The following is an 18,277-nucleotide window of genomic DNA, read 5'->3' as shown; positions in this document are numbered from 1 at the left end:
CAGGTTCCACGCGCTTGTGCCTTTGACCGCAAAGACGGCCTGCTCCTTTCCGATGGTACCTACCAGAAACCGCATTTTATTCTCCGAAAAAGGGGGAAGCAGGATGCAGCGCCCGTCTGGTAGCCCGGACGGGGAAACGCACACCACTGATCAGGGTGCTAACGCGATGCCGCGTAGTAGGAGACGCGCCGCTCCAGATAGGCGAGGAACTCCGACAGCGAAAAGGCCAGCGCAAAGAGCACGATCAGAACTGCCCAGAAATGCGACATCATGAAGTTGTTCGAATAGAGTTCGAAGAGCGCACCGAAGCCCACAATGGAAATCAGCAGTTGTCCGATGATCACACCTTTGACCGCCCGGATCACACCGATGCGGATGCCACCGAGGATTTCGGGCATGGCGGCCCAGAGATAGACCTTGAAAAAGGCATCCAGCGGGCTCGCCCCGAAACAACGCGCCATATCAACGAGAGACCGGTTGATCTGCTTCACGCCTGCGCGGGAATTAAGGATGATGATCCAGATGGCGAAAAGCGTTGTGGTGATGATGATAGATTTCATTCCAAAGCCGAAAAGCACCATAAGAACCGGCACAAGAGCGGTTAGCGGTGCACTAAGGAAAATATTGACCCAGGGCAGAATAAGCTCATCGAGAAGACGGCTTTTGCCGATCAGAATGCCCACCGGCACGCCGATCACAATGGCAAAAAACACCCCTGCTATAAAGGCATAGGCGGTTTCATACATCGCCTTCTGAAACGCTGCTGTCCCGATCACATTGAAAAGCGTGACAAGTACCTCAGAGAGCGGCGGGATAAAGAATGTCCAGCCGGTCTGGCCTACGATTTCCCACAGCAGACCCCAGAGCAGAAGTGACGACATGACGGGCAGTTTGTATCCGTAAACGGTCATCGGTGTTACTCCACATAATTCCGCAGCGAGGCCCAGATCTGGTCCACGATGTCGAGATACTCAGGCGAGCGACGGATGTTATCCACACCGGTCCCCCGGAAGCTGGTGGGCCGGATGATCTCCGAGACGCGGCTGGGGCGCGGCAGCAGAATTGCGATCTGGTCAGAGACATAAACGGCCTCTTCAATCGAGTGTGTCACAAAGATAAAGGTCTTGTTCTCTGTGCGCACCAGTTCCAGCATATCCTCCTGAAATTTGCGCCTGTTCTGCTCATCTACTGCCGAGAAAGGCTCGTCCAGCAGCAGAACCTGAGCGTCTACCGACAGGGCTCGCGCAAGGCCCACACGCTGGCGCATTCCGCCCGAAAGCTCATGCGGATAGGCATGCTCAAAACCACCCAGACCGACGCTTTTGATATAGCGTTCCGCGACAGCTTCGCGCTCTGATTTCGCCACACCGCGCAGTTCAAGCCCGAAGGACACATTGCGCAGAACACTGGCCCACGGCAGCAGGGCAAAATCCTGAAAGACAAAGGAACGGTCAGGCCCGGGGCCGGTTACTTTTTTACCTTCGATGATGATCTCACCTGACGTGGGTTCCAGCAGGCCCGCGATGATCTTAAGCAGCGTGGTCTTGCCGCAACCCGAAGGCCCGAGCAGCGACGTCAGCTGCCCGCGCGGAAACTCAAGCGACAGATCCTTCAGCGCTTCGACTTCGCCGTAGTTTTTGCTGACGTTCCGGACGGAAACCGCGGATTCGTGTTCGATGGGCTCAGCCTTATCAAAGGCATTATTAGTCTGAGACATAACCACGGTTGTTCCCTTCAAAGAGTGTGTTTTCTATTCTTTCCAGCAGGTTCAGAAAAAGAACCGCGAGCAGAATGATGGAGAAGATCGCGGCATACATGCTGGGATAATCCGCGATGGACCGGCTGTAGGTGATGATATCGCCAACGCCGGTGGGGGTGATTTTCAACTCCGACAGGATGGCGCCGATGAAACCTGCGGAAATCCCCAGTCGCAGGCCGGAAAAGATAACCGGCGAGGCGGCCGGAATGATGATCTTGAGGATGATGTCCCGGTCGGAGGCCAGAAATGATCTGCCCATATCCTTGATATTGGAGGGCGTATTCCGCACGGCGCCGGCGGTATTCAGGACAATCACAGGCATGGCCATGATGCAGACCACAAAGACTTTGGACGTCAGGCCGATGCCGTAGGCCATCACAAGGATCGGGATCAGGGCAGCCAGTGGTGCTGCCTGCATCACGATGAAAATCGGCGAAAAGAGCCACTCAAATCGCTGGCTCAGCCCGACCCAGAGACCGATCACAATGCCAGAGGTTGCCGATATTGCGATGCCGATGGCGAGTGGTTTCAGTGTTTCCGCGTAGGCCACGAAAATCGACCCGTCGAATATCATCGCAAACAGCGCGGACATGGATTCGATAAAGGTCGGAAAGGCATAGCTCACAGGAATGCGGCCGGCGATTTCCCAGGCACCGAATACGATCACGGCGGACAGGATTTTCAGATAGAAGGAACGGTTCTGCATGTCAGACTTCCGTTTATTTCAGGTGGTAGTATCCGGGCCGCGCGCAGAGCGTGGCGCGACCCGGTTCCGGGTTCAGTTGCTCATGGCCGCATCGAGCGGGGCAAGGTACCAGAAGTCCTCGATGTTGAGCTCGGACGGATCGCCTTCAAGCTGCCCGGCCGCCGAATACCACTCCATGTCCGCCTGTGCCGCTTTGCGACCACCACCGTTGGGATCATAAAGGCCCCCTTCGACGGCTGCGGAATAAAACTCATCCAGACCAGCCAGCAGTTCCGCCGGCAACTGCCCGATCGGGCCGTCAGGATTGGTCTCGCGGGCGATAATCGAAGGGTCTTCGGCCATATCCTGCCAGACGCTGACAAGGGCATCGACGAATATGCCGACCTGTTCTTCGTTCTCTTTGATCCAGTCAAGATTGGCAAAGAGCGCTTCATCGCTCGCGTCGACCTCGAACATCGGCAGAACATTAAAGTCATCGCCGGCCTGTTTCATGATCTTGTTCTTGTTAGACAGATCAATGATCGTCGCGTCCGTCTGACCAGAAATCAGGGCCACCACACGGTTGGCCGAGCCGGGTACATAAGACCTTTCCCCGAATTTGATGCCGACCTTTTCCTCGATGACGTTGGCGATGGAATCCGTGCCGCCGCCGCGCGAGTGCAGCAGGATCGGCTGACCGTCGAGGTCTTTCAGGTCACTGTAGGCTTTGGATGTGACCGGGAAAAACTTCAGCTTGGAGAGCTGAAAGATAATGCGGATCGGTGCTTTGGATCGCTGCATGGCAGAGTAAGGCGTGCCAAAACCGATATTCATCTGACCGCTGAGCACCGCCTGAATTGCCAGTTCTTCGTCGGAGAAGGCCGTCCATTCGTAATCGAGACCGTTCGCCTTCGCGCGGTCAAGCGCCACAAAGAACGCGGCAAGCTCGTCAGACGGTGTCTCTGCGAGAGCGATCTTCAGTTTTTCGGCTGACGCCGTGCCGGCCAGCAGCGATGCGGCGAGGGGAACTGCCACAGCAAGTCCCGCGATTTTTTTCATCAGTGTTCTCATTTTTTCCTCCCTGAGAATACAACTCTTATGGTTTTTATTTGCCTGCGTTGTCTGTTGCGTCCGCTCTCCTGACTGTGCCTAGACGTCACGGAAGAGCCATGCTGAAACGGCGCGCAGATGTGTGCGCATCGCCTCATAAGCTGCGACGGGGTCACGGCCGGATATCGCTGCTGCGATCCGGTCATGGTGTTCAAAACTAAAGTGATCTTCTGAGGGCCGGGGCGTGTGCCGGGTCACTGTCCCCCATACAATCTCGCGGCGGACCTGGTTGAGCTGTTCAAAGATGCTCAGCAGCAAAAGGTTGTCGCTGCCTTCAGCAATCGCCCGGTGAAAGAGATCGTCATATTGCTCATAGGCCTGCCAGCTCTGCGCTTTGCGCGAGTGTTCCAGCGCGTGCTCCATGCGGGCGAGCGCCTCGGAGGACGTGTTCATCGCGGCTTCGCGTGCAATCGCAGGCTCAATGGCGAGGCGCGCGCGCATCATACGAAACGGAGTAAGATGTCTGCCGATCTTTGCCGCCGGCGGGGTATCGGGTGCTTCTGCGTCCGCGGGGCCCGAAACAAATGTGCCTTTGCCCACATGGCGCCATATCGTGCCTTCACGCTCAAGCTCATCAAGAGCTTTGCGCAGGCTGCCACGGCTGATGCCGAGCCTATCAGTCAGGTTGCGTTCCGAAGGCAGCTTCTGTCCTGCCTCAAAACCGCTCTCAGCGATAAAGCCGCGAAGCCCTGAGAGGGCGCCATCCCGGTCGTTCGGCTCTTCTTTTCGCAGCATTTCCGCCCCTCCGCGTCAGATTGGTCAACCAAAGGTGCCCGATCCAGATCAATAAGGGACCAATCTGGCAGATAAAGCAAGGCCGGTGCGGTGTTCGCGATGTCCCATATGCCGTAGAGCACCGGCTGTTTTCTCACTATGGAGCAATAACGGATGTCATGCGGTGTTCTGAAAAAAAATATTTTAAACAAATTCAGTACATTGGAGTTAGGTTTTGCGATCGAGTCCGGAAAAGTCAAAATCAGACTGCGCTGGCATTCAGGTTTCAACGATCGAGAATCCTGAATTTTTGGTCGACCAATTTAAGATGCGGCATGACCCATTCCGCACGAGCCGCTGAGAATCGGTCCGGATAATCAATCGCGAAGGCGAGCGGATGACCCTCAAAGGCTTTGTCCGGTAAGCGTTCAGGGCGACCCGTTTGTCTGGCAGCTTACAGAAACCTTGCGCTAAAGTGCTGCGGCGTGGCGCAGGATCGCATCGGCCGTCAGCGGCAGACGGGTCATTCGCATCCCGGTGGCGTCATAAAGCGCGTTCGCGATCGCCGCGATTGCCGGTCCTGGCGTGGCTTCGCCTGCACCGGCAGAAGGCTCATGCTGCGCTTCGATCAGATCCACCGTGATCTGCGGAACACGGTCAAAGCGCAGTACCGGATAACTCTCCCAGTCGCGCGAGAGAATTCCGTCGCGGTCCCATATCACCTCTTCGCTGAGCGCGATGGAGGCACCCTGAATAAAGCCGCCCTCAAGCTGTGCGATCAGCCCGTGACGATCCAGCACACGACCGGCGTCTGCCACGATCAGAACGTCTTTCAGCAGCACCTCGCCGGTATCTGCCATGTCGATATCGACGCACATCCCCACGCGGGTCATCGCATTTTTATATTGCGCATAGGCTATGCCGCGCCCGCCGGTGTCCGGCGGTGTCGCGCGAAGAGCGATCTGTTCGCTGAGCCGCTCAAGCACCGCTCGCCCGCGCGGATCCTGCATCTGGTTCAGCCGGTAGCGGACCGGGTCTTCAGAAGCCTGTTTTGCGAGGGTATCCATCATGCTCTCCAGCGCGAAGATATTGGTCGTGGCACCCAGGCAGCGGAAAGCCGATGTGCGGTGTGGCAACCCGCCAACGAGGTTTTTTACCAACCGCTTTTCGGGGAAGGTATAAACCGGGTCGAGATTGCGGTGCATGCCACCGTGGCGGTTCATATTCGGGGCAGCCGTCGGCGCGGGTACATCACAGTCACGCCACTGGTTGGCGAGCAGACGGGCGGGACCTGCACGGTCCGGACCGGCCCGCGGTCGTCCGCGGTGGGTGTCACTGAAAACCTCGGCGGAAAAGAATGCGACCTGGCCGTCGGGACCTGTTTCAGCGGCCAGTTCGGTTGCCATAGCCGGGGCAAAGGGTTCCCAGGCGTGCTCGTCTTCCCGGCTCCATTTCAGCAGAACGGGCGTTCCCGCCAGTTCAAGAGCGACGAGTGCGGCTTCAAATGCTGCATCATCCGCGCCGTTGTGCCCGTAACATCCGGACCCTTGCATATGGGTGATAACCACTTTTTCCGGCGCAAGCCCCAGGCTGTCGGCGATGCTGTCGCGCAGGGGATAAATGCCCTGGCTGTGGCAGGTAATCTCAAGCACGTCACTACGGAAAACAGCAAAGGCAGCTGAAGGTGCCAGCGCGCCGTGCAGAAAATAGGGCCGCTCAAAACGCTGCGAGTAGGCGGGGTTTGCGGGCTGTGCCGGAACGGGTTCATCTTCGAGGGGCAGGCCGTCGACCACGGGCAGGCGCCGGATGGCATTGTCACGGGTCAGCGCCCCGAAGACATCCTCTTCGGACAGGCCGCCGTTCCGGGCCCACTGACAGGCGACGCCCAATCGGGCGGCCGCGCGCACGATGGCCCATTCGCCTTTGCCGGCGACAGCAATGAAATTACCACTCTGTATCACCTGCAGCCCCTCGTCTGTCAGGCGCGACAGGGTCCCGGTGTCAACAGATGCGAGTGTCGCGCGGGCATGTGGGGGGCGCACCACGCGGGCGTGCACCATATCCGGCACGTCGATATCGTGCACAAAAGTGAAACTGCCCCGGACCATATCTTTCAGCCCGCGCATTTGTGGGGCCGGAAGCGTGTCTGCCGGCGCCATCGGAGTGGCCCCGGTGTCCACTTCAAGGTTGCTCCAGTCTTCGGAGACCATCAGACCGGCGATACTGTGCGAGATGTTCGCGCCTTCGCGCCGGAACGCGCCGTTCTCCAGTATCCAGGGGCCGCAGCCTTCGGCATCGGTCAGCCGGGCGTGCAGCCAGTGGCGCAGTGTTGCCGCTGCAAGACGCAAGGCGTGTCCGGAATGCTCGACCGAATTGCTGCCGGAGGTGATGCCTTCATCAGGTGAGCCGGCAGTGGTCACAGGAGCCACGCGGATCTCCTCAGGCGCGATTGTCAGTTCTTCGGTGACGACCTGGGCGAGTGCTGTGGAAATCCGCTGGCCGATGTCGACCTTGCCGGTGTGCAGCGTAACGGCCTTGCCGTCGCTTTGCAGCCACTGGCGTACAAACGGAGAGGCCCTGAGGCTCATGACCGACCGGCGGCCGTCTCAACGGCTTTCAGAATGCGCGGGTGCGATCCGCAGCGGCACAGATGCGGGGCAAGTGCAGTGCGGGTCTTTTCGGGGTCGGGGGAGGGCGTTTGTTCAAGCAGCGCGGTGACAGCGACCACCAGCCCCGCCGTGCAATACCCGCACTGGGCCGCGCTTTCGGCGACAAAAGACTCCTGCACACGTTTGCCGGCCCGCGTTGCCCCCACCCCTTCGATGGTGGTGATTTTCTGACCCTCAAAAGTGCCTGCGGGCGACACACAGCTCAGCCGCACCTCGCCATCGACCAGCACGGCACAGGCTCCGCATTGCTCGAGACCGCAGCCAAGCTTCGTACCCTTGAGTTTCAGCGTATCGCGCAGAACGTAGATCAGGGGCGTGTCGGGATCGTCCGCCACATCATGCGTTTCGCCATTGATGCACAGACGCAGGCTCACGAGGTCACACGCTCCCAGTTGACGATGACCTCCACGTCAGCCGAGCGGAAAAGATTCATCACCGGACAGCGGTATTCAACGTTTTTGATCAGACGGTCGAAACGGTCCCGGGTTTCGTCGGTATGTACGCGGATATTGAGCTTGACCCAGTTGAAATAGGGCCTGACGCCCTGCACCCCGCGCGAGCCGCGCTGATCCACTTCGCCCTCACCATCCATATCGACGGCCGTATAATCGAACGACATCGCCTCGGCGCAGCGGTTAATGATCACACCTTCGCAACCCATCAGAGAGCTCAGCGCCATCTCAAGCGGGGTGGGCCCCGTGTCGGTCTCTTTCTCGTCGGTGATCAGTACATGATCGCGCACCATGACCACCGTGCGCGGGCGTGCCTCGTTGCGGGCGCTGACCTTGCGGATGCCGATAGCTTTCTTGTTGGGATCAACGCTTGGGGCGAGAAGATCGGGGTCCTGCGTGTTCATAGTGTCATCTCCAGTATTTCGAGGCCATTGTTACGGTCGAGCAGGTAGATCAGGCCGTTTTCGCCCACATCGACATCATTTGACTGCGGTGGTGTGCCGTCGCTGCCGACGGGGGGCGTGTACCAGGCCACCTCCACGGGCAGTTTCGGGTCCGCCACATCAAGTACCCGCAGCCCGCCGGCAAACCAGGTGGCGTAGACCAGCGTACTGTCGAGTTTCTCGCGGAACTGGTGGCCGCCGAAACGTGCACCGGGCTGGCCAATGTAGGGACAGGCGCGTTCGGTCAGATCCCAGGCCGCGACGGGCTCCATATTTTCAAGATCTGTGACGTCCATGATCCAGATGAACCCGTGCAACTGACCGGGTTTGTGATCATGCTCTTCATCAATGGCGATGGCATAGCGGCGCCCGTCAATAAGGTTTTCGAGCGGCATGACCGTATGTGTGGGCTCGGGGATTGCTTCCGGATAGACATAGCTGCCTTTGACCACCGGCATGGTGCCGGAGCCCAGATCGCTGGCATCGAGTACCCGGTAACCGGCGTGCCAGACTGCAGCCCAAAGCTCATCGCCGCAGCGCATCGCGTGGTGCAGCCGGACGCCGTAGCCTTCCCAGGCTGGCGTCTCACCGCCTGCCAGGTGCTGCCCGGGCATATGCCAGCGGTTTACTTCGGTGGGGCTTGATGGATCAGCGAGGTCATAAACCACGAGGATATTGCCGACGTAGCCTTCCATCTCGGTCGAGATATAGGCGTATTTTTCATCCATATCAAAGCGGTGCACGCCAAAGCCGTGGGTGCGGACATAGGCGAGTTCTTTGGGTGCGGTCTTGTCGCTGATGTCCCAGACCCGGAAGCCGCCACCGTCATATCCCCGCGCCAGCGCCGCTTCGAGATCGGGGATATCGCTCTCTTTGACGCCAAGCGCTTCCGCGATCTCAGCGTCTGTGGCGCGGGAGCCGAGCTGGTCGCGCAGGCCGGCGATTTTCTCGCCCTTGCGCAGGAAATGGCGCCGGTCCTGTTCGACGTTGGTGATCATGATATCGCCCACAACCCTGACCTTGTGGGTATGGGAGTATTCATCGGGAGGCGGCACGTGCGCCGTGACACGCGGGCTTGCCGGATCCGACACATCGATGATCGAGGTGCCCATCGGTGGTTTCATATGTCCGACATAGGCATAGTTGCCCTGCACCACGACCTGACCGCCACCGGCAATATCCAGATGGCCGAGCCTGCTTATGTTGCGGGCCAGTTCGTATTCGATTTCCTGTTTCATTGGATCACGATCTCCCGTCTTTTACGTCGCGTTTCAAACCAGATGGGCAGCACGATCGACAGGGCGAGGCAGACCCAGAGCACATTGCCCAGCGTGGATGAGAAAAGCACCATGATGTCCCCGTCGGACTTCTTGAGCGACCACAGGAAATAACGTTCCAGCAACGGCCCAAGGATGACGCCGATCAGAATGGCCGCCACGTGATAGCCGGTGCGGCGCGCGACATAGCCCAGAACACCGAAGGCGAGGGCGAGATACATATCGAACATATATTCGCGCGGCACGAAAGCGCCGACCAGAGTGAAGGAAATGATCATCGGTGCGAGGTAAATCGTCGGCACCGTGGTCACCCGGCTCATGTAGCGGCTGAGCGGCAGGATCGTGAACATCATAAAGAGATAGCTCACTGCCATCGCCATAAACATGCCGTAGCCGACCTTCGGGTTGTTCTCGAAAAGCGAGGGGCCGAAGCTTACGCCATGAAACTGCATCACAACGAGCATGATGGCCGCCGTGGCGCCGCCCGGAATGCCCAGCACCAGAAGCGGCACGAGTGTACCCGAGGTCACGCCGTTGTTGGCGCTTTCCGGTGCAATCAGACCCTCGGGGTGGCCGGTTCCGTAAGCTTCGGGCGTTTTGGAAAATGAGCGTGACTGCTGATAGGCGACAAAGCTCGCAATTGAGGCGCCAGCACCCGGGATCACCCCGATGATCAGACCGATCACACTGGTCCAGGCGATGTGCCACCAGCGTTTCAGCGCGATCGAGGCCCCCTCAAACGTGGCGTGCCAGCTTGGGGTTGCCATGGCTTTGCGAGCATCATCAGTAATGATCAGCCGCTTTTCGATGATCACGAAGGCCTCGGACACGGCGAAGAGACCGACCAGTGCCGGTATTAGCGGGATGCCGTCATAAAGCTCCAGAAACCCGAAGGTCGCGCGCGGTGTGGCATAGACGACATCAGTGCCGATAGAGCCGATCATCAGCCCCAGAAAGCCCGCGATCAGGCCCTTGACCATATCCTGTGCCGCAATCGACGCGATCAGCGAGATGCCAAAGAGCATGACCACGATCATCTCGACGGAATGCATGTAAAATCCGACACGGGCGAGGACCGGCATGGTGGCAAGGGCGATCACAGTGGTCAGAAGACCTCCCAGCGATGAGGCCACGAAGGTCATTGCCAGCGCCTGCTGGCCACGGCCCTGTTTGGTCATCGGATAGCCGTCAAGCGGTGTGGCGGCGGCACCCGCCGTGCCGGGGATATTCACCAGAATGGCCGGAATGCCGGCCCCCATGCGGGCGGCACAATAGAGTGACACCATGAAGATCAGGCCAGTCTCCAGATCCATCGCCAGCGTCAGAGGCATGAGGATGATGATGGTGTTCGCAGCGCTGAAGCCAGGGACACCGCCGACGATCAGGCCGAGGAATATGGTGGGAATGATCACCCACCAGTAGCTGATGGTCTGAAAGAATACCTCGACGAGAATGGTTCCTGTTTCACCCATTTGCCAGCACTGCCTTCATTGTGGTCTCAAACCATCCGCTCGGGAACCTGGTCTCAAACGCCCAGATGAATACGGCCCAGCCGCCCAGAGACATTGCAGCGGAAATGGCGATAATCAGCCCGGGGCGTTTGCCGTGGCTCAGGATCAGCATGCTGAGTGAGAGAAAAAGGAACGTGGTCAGGGTAAAGCCCAGCCGGTCGATCAGCAGACAGTAGCCCACGGTGGTGATCAGCAGGCCGACGCGCCCTGAAGTGATGTCCTGTATGGAAAAGAGCGTTCCAAAGCCCAGAGATGCCCGGCCGGACATCAGCTGTGAGATGCAGCGGACAAAAAATATCCCGCAGACCAGCAACAGGATGCCGCCGACGAGAAATCCGCTGACCTGGGCGGTCCAGGGGGAGTTCCAGATCGAGGAGAAGAAATAGAGCGTGAAGGCAACAGCCACGATCGGAATAACCAGCTCGCCACCGATCGGACGGGGTGATTTATCATAGTCAGGTCGCATTCCACGCCCTCCTTCTGGGATCAGATATCGCAGGAAAGGACCGGCGCGGGGCGGGCCCGCGCCGGCAGTGCCGGGTTTATGCGCCGGTCAGCAGCGGTTTGAAGCGCGCGCCAAGCTCAAGCATCGCTGCTTTGAATTCCGCACACTCCTCGATGCCGCCGTAGTTGAGGTATTCCGGCGTGCCGCGCCCTTCGACATAGGCGGTGAGCAGACGCTCATCCTCAAAGGTTTCCTTGAAAGTCCGGGTGAGCACCTCAAACCGATCAGGATAGTCATCGACCGCTTTTTGGTGGATCCCGAAGGCCCGTGAGGAAAGCATTTCCGGCAGATCAAGATCAAAGGCGTCATTGATGTCCGGTGCGTTATCCAGCGCTTCACCGACACGGTTTTCACCAAAAACCAGCAGCGTTTTCACGGAATCGCCGGCGGCGATGACCGACCCGGAGGTCAGTACCGAGAAGTCAACTTCGCCGGTGACAGCACCCGCAACGGTGTTCTTGCCGCCCGAGAGCGGGATCAGATTGAAATCCGCGCCTGTTGCCTCGCCAAGCGACAGCAGCCCGATCGAGGCAGGATGCGCCATCCGGCTTGTCCCGACATTCAGGCGACGTTTCTTACCTTCGGCGATGACATCATCGAGCGTCTGCAGCGGGCTTTCCGCACCTACAAAAAGCGCGCCCGGATCGGTATCGACCCGCCCGAAGTAAAGATAGTCGTCGATGTCAAAGCTTGGCTCCTGCATGGCCCAGTTCAGGACCTCGGGACCCATGTTGCCAAAGATCAGATTGTAGGCATCGGGCTCATTTTTGCCCATGTAGATCTCATAGCCGACCCTGCCCGAGGCACCGGGGAAAAAGCCTGGCTCAAAATCGGTGCCCAGCTTTTCTTTCCAGATGCTGGTGAACGCCCGGAAATTCCGGTCAGCCCCGCCCCCTTCACGCGTCGGGATGACGACGTTGATGTTGCGATCGGGGTAGCTGCTGGCCCTCAGAAGCGTCGGTGCCGCAAGGGCGATGCCGCTCACGGCTGTTCCGGTTCTCAGAAAATTTCTGCGATTGATTGGTTGTCCTTTAGTCATTCTTTCCTCCACTTTTGCGTGCGCTTTATTTGTGATGCTGCCGTCGGTCGTGCGCAGGTCCGGCGGTCAGGGGCTTTGTCAGGTTACCCTCCGGCCAGCTCCTTGCCGCGCCACAGATCCATGCCTCCCGCATAGATCAGACGCAGAGCCAGCAACGTCAGAATAGTATTCAGGGCGATTTTGAACCGTGCCTCATCAATTCTCAGAAGGATGTGGCGCCCGGCGACCGTCCCCAGAAAACCAAAAGCGATCAGAAGCACGATCAGACCAAACCACTGTGAAAAGGCAAAACCGAGCAGCCCGAAAGCAATTGTCTTGAGCAGATGCTGTATTGTCATCAGTGTGGCATGGGTAGCTACGTGCTGTACACGGCCAAGCTCAAGCGTTTTCACATAGGCCGCCACGAAGGGGCCGGTGCCGCCGAAAAACATCGTCAGAAAGCTGGAAAAGCCCCCCGTCACTGCCGGCGAATGACGCATGAAGGCGGGTGGGCGGGAAACGATTGTCCACAAAATGAAAAGTCCCAGACCGATCTGGATGACGCCGGGATCAAGCTGCACGACGAAGGCGCCGCCGATGGCGATGCCGATCAGGGAGCCGAGCAAAAAGGGGAGTACCACACCGGTATGCAGATCCCGGAAGAAAAGCGCGGCCCGGCCGGTGTTGGAGCCAAGCTGAACCAGACCGTGCAGCGGAATGATTGCAGGGGCCGGCAACAGTGTCGCCATCGCTGCCAGCATGACCGCACCGCCGCCGATGCCAAGGCCGGCGGTGATCATTGAGCTGGCGAAGCTGATTGCCGTCAGCGTCAACGCCACCGGCATCCCCAGCCCGCCGTGCAGGATATCCCAGGTCATGTGTTCATCACCGAGGGGTGAAACATCTCGTCCGGACTGACGCGCCGGGCGGACAGAAACTGCTGATCTGAATAGCGGCAGACGGCGTCAAGCTCAGACCTGTTGGCGCTGACGCCATAACGCCAGTAATCGGTGCCCATCGCAGCGATTGTGCTTTCCAGTCCGGCGCCGAGCCAGGGCAAAGACAGGCGGTTTGCGTTGCCCAGCCAGACATCGCGCAGACGCGTCATTGCCATATCGCGTGCGGCGACCAGACCGTCATAAAGCACAGACGGCAGCCATGGGTGTTCGTCGCAAAGAGATCTGCGCACGCCGACAAGGTGCATAATGGGGAAAAAGCCGGTTCTGGCATGCCAGGCCTGCTCTTCGCGCTGAAAATCCGGAAAGATGCGCCTGATCTGCGGGTTACCATCAAGAAAAGCCGCGGGCGGCTTCGGGGCGAGAACCCCGTCGATCCGGCCGTCGAGCAAAAGCTGCTGCAGTGTCTCGCCATCGTTGATGGGCGTAAGTTTCATATCGTCCGGTAAAGCCAGTTCCAGTCGTTCACGGCGTACGCCCTGATCCAGCGCGCCGGTGTGCCAGTGAATATCCTGTGCGCGCACACCTGCTTCGTCCTGCAGAATGCCGCGCATCCAAAGCGCCGCAGTCATCTGGTATTCCGGCACGCCGATCTTTTTGCCGGCGAAATCCGCGAGCGAGGTGATACCTGATCCTTCGCGGGTCATGAATCCGGAGTGCCGGAAGGCGCGGCTGATGAATGCGGGCAGGGCGATATACTCGCCTTCGCCCCGCGAAATCTGAAGAATGTAACTGGAAACGGACATCTCGGTGATGTCGTAGGGCGCGTCGCCAACGGCTTTGGGAAACAGGCTGGCGGTGGGCTCGATCACGGATTGCAGACTGACCCCCGGCAGGCTCGCGCGCCCGTCGTGCAGCGCCATAACCCGGTCGTGGTCCCATGTCGCAAAGCTCAGCTTCAGCGTGTCACCGGGCGCGACCGGATGCGTGCGGGCGGCGGGCGCTGTCATACGCCCCCGACCCGACACTTTGCTGGGACACGAACCGGCCGGTGCATGTTTAAACCACCTTTACCGTCATGCTGCCGAGGCCTTCGACGGCGATCTCCATTTCATCGCCTTTGACGACCGGGCCCACGCCGGAGGGTGTGCCGGACATAATGACGTCGCCTGCGGCAAGTTCAAAGTATTCCGAGAGGTAAGAGATCATCTCCGGCACCTTCCAGATGAGCTGGTTCAGGTCGCCTTCCTGACGCAACTCGCCGTTCACTTTCAGTGTAATGGCACCCTCGTCGGGGTTGCCGATGGCCTTGACCGTATGGATCGGACCAACCGGGGCGGAGCGCTCAAAGGCCTTACCGATTTCCCAGGGGCGGCCTGCTTTCTTCATCTCACCCTGCAGATCACGACGGGTCATATCGAGCGAGAGCGCATATCCATAGACATGATCAAGCGCGTTTTCGACGGGGATATTTTTGCCGCCGGATTTCAGCATCACTGAAAGCTCTGCCTCATGATGCACATCGGACGTGTGGGGCGGATAGGGAAATTCGCCGCTGCCATCCAGATTGTTCGGATTCTTCTGGAAAAAGAACGGTGCCTCGCGATCCGGGTCATGACCCATTTCAATGGCGTGCGCCGCATAATTGCGGCCGATACAATAGACGCGCCGTACCGGGAACTTTGCGTCAGTGCCGGCAACTTCAAGTGCCACAACGGGGGGGGTATCGATCACGAAATCAGTCATTGGGTCTCCAAACATTCGGTTGCATGAGCACAATAGCGCAGGTCGAACCAATCTCAACCAATTTTTTAATTTTATGGAAACGCTTGTCTGCACAGCCATATCTACCCTATAAATGAAGGCATCTGATATGAATGATCTACCAATTAGAGGTGAAAGTGCTGATAAAGCCTGTTCAGACCGACAGAGATACCGCGCTGGCCGCGCTGCGGACATTCATCACACAGGGCGGATACACCCCCGGTGACCGGCTGCCGTCCGAACGGGATCTGATCGAAAGCCTCAGCATGTCACGGGCGACCCTGCGCAAGGCACTCGATGCGCTTGAGCGTGAAGGGGTGCTTTGGCGTCACGTTGGCAAGGGTACGTTCATTGCGGAGGCTGATGGCAAAATCGGTGACCGTGCGCTGAACGAAATCAGCCACCAGCTGACGCCGATCAAGATGATGCGGGCACGGCTTGCCATTGAGCCTGCGATTGCCCGGGAGGCCGCGATCAATGCCTCCGGTGAGGCGATTGTGCGCATGAAGCTCATTCAGGAACGTGCCCGGGCGGCTGACTCCTGGGATGAATATGAGGTGCAGGACGATAACTTTCATCGTGCCGTGGCGCAGGCCAGTGATAATATTCTGCTCGTGGCGCTCTTTGATGAGCTTAACAGCGTCCGGCGCAGCATCGCGCTGAATATCGTGGTACGCGGCACTGACCGGCCCCCCGATGGTCACCGCAGTTTTGAGCAGCATGAAGAAATTATCCGGGCCATTGACCAGCGCGAACCCGCAGCTGCCTATGAGGCCATGCGCACCCATATCAAATCAGTATCCGCCAGGCTGTTTGAAGACGTCTGAAGTTTGCCAGATGTCTTCGCCTGTCGAAGTGCGCGCGACCCGCGCTATATAACTGATCCGATCCCCTTCTCACACGGAGAATTTACGATGAGCGAGACGTTAGCGACGTTAATTAAGGCACATGCCGAAGATCTTCCGGCCTTTGGTGCGCCGGACCGGGACTGGCTGAGTTATGGCGGTCTGCGCGGTCTGGCGAGCAGCGTCGCCGCGTCCCTGCACAGCATGGGGATCGGACGCGGCGACCGGGTTGCCATCGTTCTGCCGAACGGGCCGGAAATGGCAGCGGCCTTTGTCACCATCGCCCAGGTCGCAACGACAGCTCCGCTCAACCCGGCGTACCGCGAAGAGGAATACGACTTTTATCTGTCTGACCTTAAAGCAAAGGCGCTGGTGGTTTTGGCGGGATACGACGGCCCGGCGCTGGCCGCGGCGCGCAAGGCCGACATGGCGGTGATCCGGCTCTCGGTGCCTGAGGGGGCGCCCGCGGGCGTTTTCGAACTCAGCTCCGACCGCCAGGACCGCGCGGATGAAAGCGCGCCCGGCGCTGAGGATATCGCGCTGATCCTGCACACCTCCGGCACGACATCCCGCCCGAAGATTGTGCCGCTTCTGCAAACCAATGTTGCTGCTTCGGCCATGCATATCCGAACCTCGCTGGAGCTGACGCAGGATGACCGGTGCATGAATGTCATGCCGCTATTTCATATCCACGGGCTGATTGCGGCTGTCGCGGCCAGCCTCGCGGCCGGGGGATCAGTCTGGTGTGCGCCGGGCTTTGACGCGCTCAAATTCTTCGGCTGGATGAAGGATTCAAAACCGACCTGGTACACCGCTGTGCCGACCATGCATCAGGCCATCCTGAGCCGGGCGGGCCGCAACTCGGAAACCATCGCCGAAACACCGCTGCGGTTTTTGCGGTCTTCTTCGGCCTCGCTTCCGGCCAGTGTGATGCGCAAGCTTGAGGAAACCTTTGGCGCGCCGGTTATTGAGGGGTATGGCATGACGGAAGCCGCCCACCAGATGGCGTCCAATCCGCTTGGCAAAGGCAGACAGCGCCCGGGTGCCGTCGGCCTTGAGGCCGGCCCGAAGGTGCGCATCGCCCATGAGACCGAAGACCGGATCACCGGCGGGACAGGGGAGATTGTAATTTCTGGTCCGAATGTGACGCCCGGGTATGAGGGCAACCCGGACGCTAACGAGAAAAGTTTTTTCAGCGCCGAGGGTGCGCGCTGGTTCCGGACCGGGGATCAGGGAGCCTTTGACGATGAGGGGTATCTGCGGCTTACCGGCCGGTTGAAAGAAATCATCAACCGCGGCGGGGAAAAAATCAGCCCGCTTGAGGTGGATGATGTGCTGCTCGACCACCCGGACGTGGTCCAGGTCGTTACATTTGCGCTGCCCCATCCCAAGCTTGGCGAGGATGTCGCAGCGGCGGTCGTTCTGTCAGAAGGATCGGACGCGACCGAAAAAGATATCCGCGCTTTCGCCGCAGAGCGCATAGCCGATTTCAAAGTGCCGCGCCGGATCATCATCATGGATGAGATCCCCAAAGGGGCGACAGGAAAGATGCAGCGCATCGGTCTTGCGGAAAAGCTGGGGCTCGTCGACTCGGCACAGAGTTGATCGGCCGGTTAAAAGGGTGCAGTGCCCGGGCAGACAAAGAGGGTGACGATGAAGATTTGTATTTTCGGGGCCGGGGCCATCGGCGGTTATATGGGTGTCAAACTGGCTCAGGCCGGCGCCGACGTCAGCCTTGTTGCGCGCGGTCCGCATCTGGCGGCGATGAAAGCCAACGGGCTCAGCCTGATCGAAGAGGGCGAAAAAACCACCGTTGAGGTGAACGCAAGCGATGATCCGGCTGATCTGGGCGTGCAGGACTATGTGATCGTCACGCTGAAAGCGCATTCCGTCCCTCCGGTTGTGCCAAAGATGCAGCCACTGATCGGACCGCAGACAACGATCGTCAGCGGCGTGAACGGTGTGCCATGGTGGTATTTCCACAAACTTGGCGGACCGCTTGAAGGTACGCGGCTTGAGACGGTCGATCCGGGCAACGCGCAGTGGGATGGCTTTGGGCCTGACCAGGTTCTGGGCTGTGTGGTCTATCCCGCCGCAGAGGTGTCCGAGCCGGGTGTCGTGCGCCATATCGAGGGCAATCGTTTCAGTCTCGGTGAACCCGATGGCAGCCGTTCGGATCGCGCAAAGGCACTCTCGGAGGCGCTCTCGTCTGCGGGCCTCAAGGCACCGGTGCGCCCGCGCCTGCGAGATGAAATCTGGGTCAAACTCTGGGGCAATCTGTCTTTCAATCCGATCTCGGCACTTACCCATGCGACGCTGGATGTGCTGTGCACTGATCCGGGCACGCGGGCCGTTGCGCGGGACATGATGACCGAAGCACAACAGATCGCTGAAAAACTGGGGGTGAAGTTCCCGATCGACGTGGACCGTCGCATTGATGGCGGCGCTGCGGTAGGTGCACACCGGACCTCCATGCTGCAGGATCTTGATGCAGGTCGTCCGATGGAAATCGACGCGTTGCTTGGGTCCGTTCAGGAGCTCGGCAGGATTACTGATACCGACACTCCCGTAATCGACACGGTGCTGGCGCTTACCAAACTGCGGGCGAAAACGGCCGGACTTTACGGGC

The 18,277-nt window shown here is 59.1% G+C and carries 18 protein-coding genes; 3 read left to right on the top strand and 15 right to left on the bottom strand.

Going from position 1 to position 18,277, the window contains the following annotated elements:
- Positions 1-158: 158 nt before the first annotated feature.
- The 15 genes from Q0M35_RS11130 to Q0M35_RS11060 form a co-directional block, all read right to left on the bottom strand.
- A complete protein-coding gene (locus Q0M35_RS11130; protein ID WP_295315175.1) occupies positions 159-911 on the bottom strand; it encodes an ABC transporter permease subunit in 753 nt (250 codons plus the stop codon).
- Positions 912-916: 5 nt separating this feature from the next.
- On the bottom strand, positions 917-1,717 hold the full coding sequence (locus Q0M35_RS11125) for an ABC transporter ATP-binding protein (RefSeq protein ID WP_295315173.1): 801 nt from the start codon (positions 1,715-1,717) through the stop codon (positions 917-919).
- Positions 1,704-2,465 (bottom strand): ABC transporter permease subunit, encoded by a 762-nt coding sequence (locus Q0M35_RS11120; RefSeq protein WP_295315171.1) that lies wholly within the window; start codon positions 2,463-2,465, stop codon positions 1,704-1,706. Before Q0M35_RS11120 ends, Q0M35_RS11125 begins: the two co-directional genes overlap by 14 nt.
- A 72-nt stretch (positions 2,466-2,537) precedes the next feature.
- Entirely contained in the window at positions 2,538-3,515 is a 978-nt protein-coding gene (locus Q0M35_RS11115) for an ABC transporter substrate-binding protein (protein WP_295315169.1), read from the bottom strand.
- A gap of 78 nt (positions 3,516-3,593) precedes the next feature.
- Complete coding sequence (locus Q0M35_RS11110) at positions 3,594-4,289, bottom strand: FCD domain-containing protein (protein ID WP_295315167.1); 696 nt, start codon at positions 4,287-4,289, stop codon at positions 3,594-3,596.
- A gap of 449 nt (positions 4,290-4,738) precedes the next feature.
- Entirely contained in the window at positions 4,739-6,856 is a 2,118-nt protein-coding gene (locus tag Q0M35_RS11105; RefSeq protein WP_295315165.1) for a molybdopterin cofactor-binding domain-containing protein, read from the bottom strand.
- Positions 6,853-7,311, bottom strand: a complete 459-nt coding sequence (locus Q0M35_RS11100) for a (2Fe-2S)-binding protein (protein WP_295315163.1) — start codon at positions 7,309-7,311, stop codon at positions 6,853-6,855. The genes Q0M35_RS11105 and Q0M35_RS11100 overlap by 4 nt, the downstream gene beginning before the upstream one ends.
- Positions 7,308-7,793 carry an OsmC family protein gene (locus tag Q0M35_RS11095; RefSeq protein WP_295315160.1) on the bottom strand — a complete coding sequence of 162 codons (486 nt, stop codon included), beginning with the start codon at positions 7,791-7,793 and terminating at the stop codon, positions 7,308-7,310. The genes Q0M35_RS11100 and Q0M35_RS11095 overlap by 4 nt, the downstream gene beginning before the upstream one ends.
- Positions 7,790-9,070 (bottom strand): hypothetical protein, encoded by a 1,281-nt coding sequence (locus tag Q0M35_RS11090; RefSeq protein WP_295315157.1) that lies wholly within the window; start codon positions 9,068-9,070, stop codon positions 7,790-7,792. The genes Q0M35_RS11095 and Q0M35_RS11090 overlap by 4 nt, the downstream gene beginning before the upstream one ends.
- Positions 9,067-10,581, bottom strand: coding sequence for a tripartite tricarboxylate transporter permease (locus tag Q0M35_RS11085; RefSeq protein WP_295315155.1), 1,515 nt, complete (start codon positions 10,579-10,581; stop codon positions 9,067-9,069). Before Q0M35_RS11085 ends, Q0M35_RS11090 begins: the two co-directional genes overlap by 4 nt.
- Complete coding sequence (locus Q0M35_RS11080) at positions 10,574-11,086, bottom strand: tripartite tricarboxylate transporter TctB family protein (protein ID WP_295315153.1); 513 nt, start codon at positions 11,084-11,086, stop codon at positions 10,574-10,576. Before Q0M35_RS11080 ends, Q0M35_RS11085 begins: the two co-directional genes overlap by 8 nt.
- A 76-nt stretch (positions 11,087-11,162) precedes the next feature.
- Positions 11,163-12,110, bottom strand: coding sequence for a tripartite tricarboxylate transporter substrate-binding protein (locus tag Q0M35_RS11075; RefSeq protein ID WP_295315151.1), 948 nt, complete (start codon positions 12,108-12,110; stop codon positions 11,163-11,165).
- A gap of 137 nt (positions 12,111-12,247) precedes the next feature.
- Positions 12,248-13,021: a sulfite exporter TauE/SafE family protein gene (locus Q0M35_RS11070; RefSeq protein WP_295315149.1), complete on the bottom strand. Its 774-nt coding sequence runs from the start codon at positions 13,019-13,021 to the stop codon at positions 12,248-12,250.
- On the bottom strand, positions 13,018-14,049 hold the full coding sequence (locus tag Q0M35_RS11065) for a 4,5-dihydroxyphthalate decarboxylase (protein ID WP_295315147.1): 1,032 nt from the start codon (positions 14,047-14,049) through the stop codon (positions 13,018-13,020). The genes Q0M35_RS11070 and Q0M35_RS11065 overlap by 4 nt, the downstream gene beginning before the upstream one ends.
- Before the next feature lie 49 nt (positions 14,050-14,098).
- On the bottom strand, positions 14,099-14,785 hold the full coding sequence (locus Q0M35_RS11060) for a fumarylacetoacetate hydrolase family protein (protein WP_295315145.1): 687 nt from the start codon (positions 14,783-14,785) through the stop codon (positions 14,099-14,101).
- A gap of 131 nt (positions 14,786-14,916) precedes the next feature.
- Here Q0M35_RS11060 and Q0M35_RS11055 point away from each other — a divergent pair, with 131 nt between their 5' ends.
- From Q0M35_RS11055 to Q0M35_RS11045, 3 genes are all read left to right on the top strand, one after another.
- Positions 14,917-15,630 (top strand): FCD domain-containing protein, encoded by a 714-nt coding sequence (locus tag Q0M35_RS11055; RefSeq protein WP_295315143.1) that lies wholly within the window; start codon positions 14,917-14,919, stop codon positions 15,628-15,630.
- 87 nt (positions 15,631-15,717) lie between these two features.
- Positions 15,718-17,253 (top strand): acyl--CoA ligase, encoded by a 1,536-nt coding sequence (locus tag Q0M35_RS11050; RefSeq protein WP_295315141.1) that lies wholly within the window; start codon positions 15,718-15,720, stop codon positions 17,251-17,253.
- A 48-nt stretch (positions 17,254-17,301) separates the two neighbouring features.
- Positions 17,302-18,277: 2-dehydropantoate 2-reductase (locus Q0M35_RS11045; RefSeq protein ID WP_295315139.1), on the top strand; the 976-nt coding region annotated here is incomplete at its 3' end.

The organism is Roseobacter sp. (assembly GCF_024639605.1).
Classification (GTDB): domain Bacteria; phylum Pseudomonadota; class Alphaproteobacteria; order Rhodobacterales; family Rhodobacteraceae; genus Roseobacter.
Note: the sequence above shows the minus strand (reverse complement) of the source record. Positions and strands in the feature narration are given on the sequence as shown.